We start from the raw sequence: 4,411 nt of genomic DNA, 5'->3' as shown, positions 1-4,411 counted from the left end.
GCCCTTGGGGGTCTTGCTGATAGACTTCGTTAGTCCATTTTCCGTTAACGAGCATCCCTGTTGCCATAGTTTTCCTCTGTTCGTTTAGCGTGGCCAACGGCCATGGTATTTTTTTTATACTATCTATTGCTAAGGGAGTAGGGAGTCGGGAGTCGGGAGTCGGGAGTCGGGAGTAGGGACTGCATCCCTTAAAACCCTCTTTGCTTTTGGTTTTTAGCTTTCTCGGCATTGCTGAATCTTTGGATAAAACTGAATGGCTAGCTATGAACAGGCGCAGTTATCGTTATGGTAGGGAGCAGTGGAATGGGTGGTGAGGGGCGGTATTGGTTTTTAGCCAGCACCTGTGGTGATAACCCGTAATAATTCTTTACAAAACTCTGCGTCACGTTTCGCTTCCTGTGGTCTCTTATTTATAGAAACCAAGCTTTCCAAGAGCAAGCGCTTTTGAAAAGTAGATCAAGGAACGCCTATTAGATACCTGGAAGTTTGTCACTATGTTTAGTCAATGTGAAATTTTAGAAGATTCCAAAGAACAACTCAAAACAATAGTGCGAGAAGTCTGTGAGCCAGATAATCTTCCGGAACAGCCAGAGCTTTTTGAGTTGGTTCAAGAGTATTACCAGCTCGCGACTCAAAAAGAGCTTGCCCAAGAAGATGGTAAGAGAATGGCACAAATGTTTGAGCTGGCAGTATTAGATCTGCAGTTTGACCAGTGCATTGACAAGGTAGATCAGCTGATCAGCCAGTCCTTGCAGTCTTCTCCCTCTTCAGGTTGCTCTGGTCTCCTTTCCCTAGAAGAGTTTATCTATCAGGTAAATGCCATAGCGCCCCAAGAAATGAGTATGGAGAGGTTCAAAGACCTTGCGGTGAAGCTTAATTTGAGTAAAAAGCTAATCGAGCAATCTATTAGTTTTAAAAAGAGTGACTACCATACCCACTTAGTTTGTACGACCCCTTTTGGTAATATTTCTGTTATTTCTTGGGAGCCGGGTCAGTTTTCACAAATACATGTCCACGAAGATAAAATTACCATAATCCGTGTCTACAAAGGAACCCTTACCCACCGCTTTTATGATCCAGTGGAGCACTTGCACGGAAAACAGGGCTACCGAACAAAGGACGAGAAAAAGTTCATAGAAGGTCAGTTAGTCTGCGTTGGATTTCATCAGACTCACCAGCTTGCTAACGAGTCTCAAGAGAGACTCGTTACTGTGCATGTTCGGTTCTTCAAACAAAGACTTATATCCTGTGAACCCTTAGAAAATTGTGAACCGGATAAGTCTCGTCCTGATTTAGTTGATAGGCGAAAATGATCGGCTTGGCGCTTGCTGATCACAATTTAGTCTAGCTTTTTGTTATTGGGCAGAGCAGAAAATATTTTTCTAGCCTGCCCTATCGACGACGATATAAGTGATTTCATTTACACCAGTGTGCATTATCAGGAAAACAATTCAAATGCTAAAACCCCAAACAGATCAAAATTGCTCCGATCAGGGTGAAATGATGGAACAGGAAGAACTTGCCAACCTTTTAGATTCACTATCGATTAAAATAAAAGTTTGGCTGTGCCAATTTAATCTTAATAGCAAGTATACCCATAAAGACATTATAAACGATGTCTTTTTACTTGTCCAAAAACTAATCGAATCCGGGAAACTAGAGTCCTATTTAGACGTTGATGAGGGACTTTACCTGGTTATAATTAAGGGTGAATTAAGAGAGCCAATTATTAATCCAAAAGCTTGGGTCCGAAAAGTTATCTTGAATTACATAAGGGGACTCCACCGTGATCATAAGAGGTTTTTAGATATTAGTTCCCAACAGTGGGAAAGTTCACTCTCGATTGGTCAGAGTAATGTGCTTCCATTTGCCCGTCACACTCACCCTATGCAGTATATAGAGAACGTGGAAGTATGGGAGAAGATAACACAACTTCCTGATCAAGACTCAGAAATTTTGGAGTTGTTCTATTTTAAAAAGCTTTCCTGTGCTGAAATTGCCAGTCATTTAGAACATAAGGGCTATCCCCGGTATACGGCAGAAAATATTCGGCAAAAAAAGTTTCGAGCACTCAATAAGCTTCGCAAACTTTATTTATAAACGGGATTGGTGAGCAAAATAAAATTCTAGATAGGGAGCATCTCATCGGGTGCATCTCATTTTTGCTGTTTGACACGGTGGTGCGTTACGGGGCGGGCTATCCAAAGCCTGGCTACGAAGCGGAAAATGAGCCCCCCCTAACGCACCCTACACAACTTTTTTACAAATATGAGATGCACCCCATCTCATCTTTCTAAACAATAAAGTAAGTGTGGTTGTGAGGAGTGTGGTTGTGAGGAGTGTGGTTGTGAGGAGTGTGGTTGTGAGGAGTGTGATTATTGTAGGAATTTTATTATGATTTTTGCCTAATTTCAGGTATTGATATGCACCCTATAAATAACTAGTAATTGTAGTTAAATTACAAAGATGACTGTGAAACTGTTAGTACACAGGCACTTTTGTGCGTTTATTAGCTATGAAAAAAAAATGTTTGAGTTTGTCACGTTGGGCAATATTTTTACTCTCTTTAATAGAAACCTTTAACTAAAGTAAAATCGGGGTAAGGCGACATGAATAGCAAAGAACTCCAAGAAAGGTATGCAGCAGGGGAACGAGATTTTTGTGCTATCAACCTAGTTCAAGCTAATCTGAGTGGTATCAACCTTAGTGGTGTGAATCTGAGTCGAGCAGATTTAAGCGGGGCTAACCTGAGCCGAGCTGATTTGAGTGGGGCTAAGTTGCGTTGTGCGGGATTGGAAAAAGCTAATTTGACTGATGCCAAGCTTCACAGGGCAAATCTAGGTCGAGCGAAACTTGCTGGAGCAAACCTAAGTGGAGCAGATTTGAGAGCTGCCAATTTCAAGGGTGGGGATCTCGCTGAAGTAGACTGGAAGGATGCAGAAGTATGGGGTACGGTTATGCCTGATGGTAGGGTTGTTTCCTGATTTACTCAAGATTTAGCTTCCTAGATGCCTACTGGCAATCATCTCCAGATAAAACGCCGTTGCTTAATCATGGAATGATTAAGCAACGCTCCTTTTTCCCTAAGAAAGCTTAGTCAGGAATTCTAAAAATGTTTTAGTTCTTGGTGTTAAGAGGGTACGGCGATAGGCATCTGCCGCTTTTTTAATTCCTTCTGCTTGAGTTGGATAGGGATGAATTACGCTCGAAAGCTTACTCAAACCAATCTTATGGACAATTGCTGTAGTCACTTCAGAAATCATTTCCCCTGCATGAGTTGCCACAATAGTTGCTCCCAGGATTTGATCTGACCCTTTCTTGTGGTGAATTTTAACAAATCCCTCTTCTTCGCCATCTGCGATCGCTCGGTCTACAGTACTAAAGGGAATTTTAATCGTATTAACATTAAACCCTTTGGCTTGAGCTTCATGTTCATACATCCCCACATGGGCAATTTCTGGATCAGTATAGGTTGCCCAAGGCATAACCAAATTACTCAGTTTATATTTACCGAAGCCAAAGGGAGAAAATAGAGTATTCTTAATCACAATCCGTGCTGCTGAATCCGCTGCATGGGTAAACTTCCAGTCCATGCAAATATCACCAGCAGCATAAATTTTGGGATTGGTAGTTTCAAGGTAATCATTCACCTTAACTCCTTTACGCTGGTCATACTCTACCCCGACCAGTTCCAAATTTAACCCTTCTACATTGGGCGCACGTCCAGCACCAATCAAAATTTCATCTACTGTGACCGACTCTTCCAAACCAGTGCAGCTATTGAAGTGTAAGGTTTTACCTGCCTCTGTCTTCTCGACCCGGTTCAATTGGGCACCCAGGACTAAACGGATACCTTCTTTTAAAAAGACTTTTTGAACAATATCGGCGGCGTCAGCATCTTCTTTATTTAAAATGTGAGAACCGCGATGAAACAGCACTACTTCACAACCTAAACGGCGGAAAGACTGAGCTAATTCACACCCAATTGGACCGCCACCAATAACAGCTAGTCGATTGGGACGTTCTGTCAGAGAAAATACCGTTTCATTGGTGAGATACCCCGCCTCTTCCATGCCCTCAACTCGGGGTCGCACTGCTCTTGCTCCTGTAGCAATTACCGCTTTCTTAAACTTGAGGGTAGTATCGTTTACTTCAATGGTATCCTCACCGGTAAACCGACCATTGCCTAAAAATATATCAATACCATAGGTATCTTTAAAGCGTTGAGCAGAATCGTGATGGCTAATCCCTGCCCGTAGCCGACGCATCCGTTCCATCACTGCGGGGAAGTCTACTTCAATATTATCTGGAACTTTAACCCCAAAGGCTCCGGCATTGCGCATCTCAGCCACTACCCGAGATGACCGAATCAAACACTTGGAGGGGACACAACCTACATTTAAACAATCCC

Annotated in this window: 5 protein-coding genes; 3 read left to right on the top strand and 2 right to left on the bottom strand. The window is 42.5% G+C overall.

Going from position 1 to position 4,411, the window contains the following annotated elements; translation table 11 throughout:
- On the bottom strand, positions 1-229 hold a 229-nt coding region (locus F6K38_RS35640; RefSeq protein WP_287359784.1), incomplete at its 3' end, for a hypothetical protein.
- A gap of 265 nt (positions 230-494) precedes the next feature.
- Between F6K38_RS35640 and F6K38_RS35635 the strand changes: the two genes are divergently transcribed.
- The 3 genes from F6K38_RS35635 to F6K38_RS35625 all read left to right on the top strand — a co-directional run bounded on the left by F6K38_RS35635 (position 495) and on the right by F6K38_RS35625 (position 2,984).
- Positions 495-1,313: a cysteine dioxygenase gene (locus tag F6K38_RS35635; protein ID WP_008186916.1), complete on the top strand. Its 819-nt coding sequence runs from the start codon at positions 495-497 to the stop codon at positions 1,311-1,313.
- Positions 1,314-1,455: 142 nt separating this feature from the next.
- A complete protein-coding gene (locus tag F6K38_RS35630; protein WP_008186914.1) occupies positions 1,456-2,100 on the top strand; it encodes a sigma-70 family RNA polymerase sigma factor in 645 nt (214 codons plus the stop codon).
- A 509-nt stretch (positions 2,101-2,609) separates the two neighbouring features.
- Positions 2,610-2,984, top strand: coding sequence for a pentapeptide repeat-containing protein (locus F6K38_RS35625; RefSeq protein ID WP_008186913.1), 375 nt, complete (start codon positions 2,610-2,612; stop codon positions 2,982-2,984).
- A 99-nt stretch (positions 2,985-3,083) separates the two neighbouring features.
- Here the strand turns inward: F6K38_RS35625 and F6K38_RS35620 are convergent.
- Positions 3,084-4,411: mercuric reductase (locus F6K38_RS35620; protein WP_287359783.1), on the bottom strand; the 1,328-nt coding region annotated here is incomplete at its 5' end.

It is taken from the genome of Moorena sp. SIO3B2, from assembly GCF_010692525.1.
Lineage (GTDB): Bacteria > Cyanobacteriota > Cyanobacteriia > Cyanobacteriales > Coleofasciculaceae > Moorena > Moorena producens.
The sequence above is the reverse complement of the archived record's forward strand: the minus strand, read 5'-3'. Positions and strand labels throughout refer to the sequence as shown.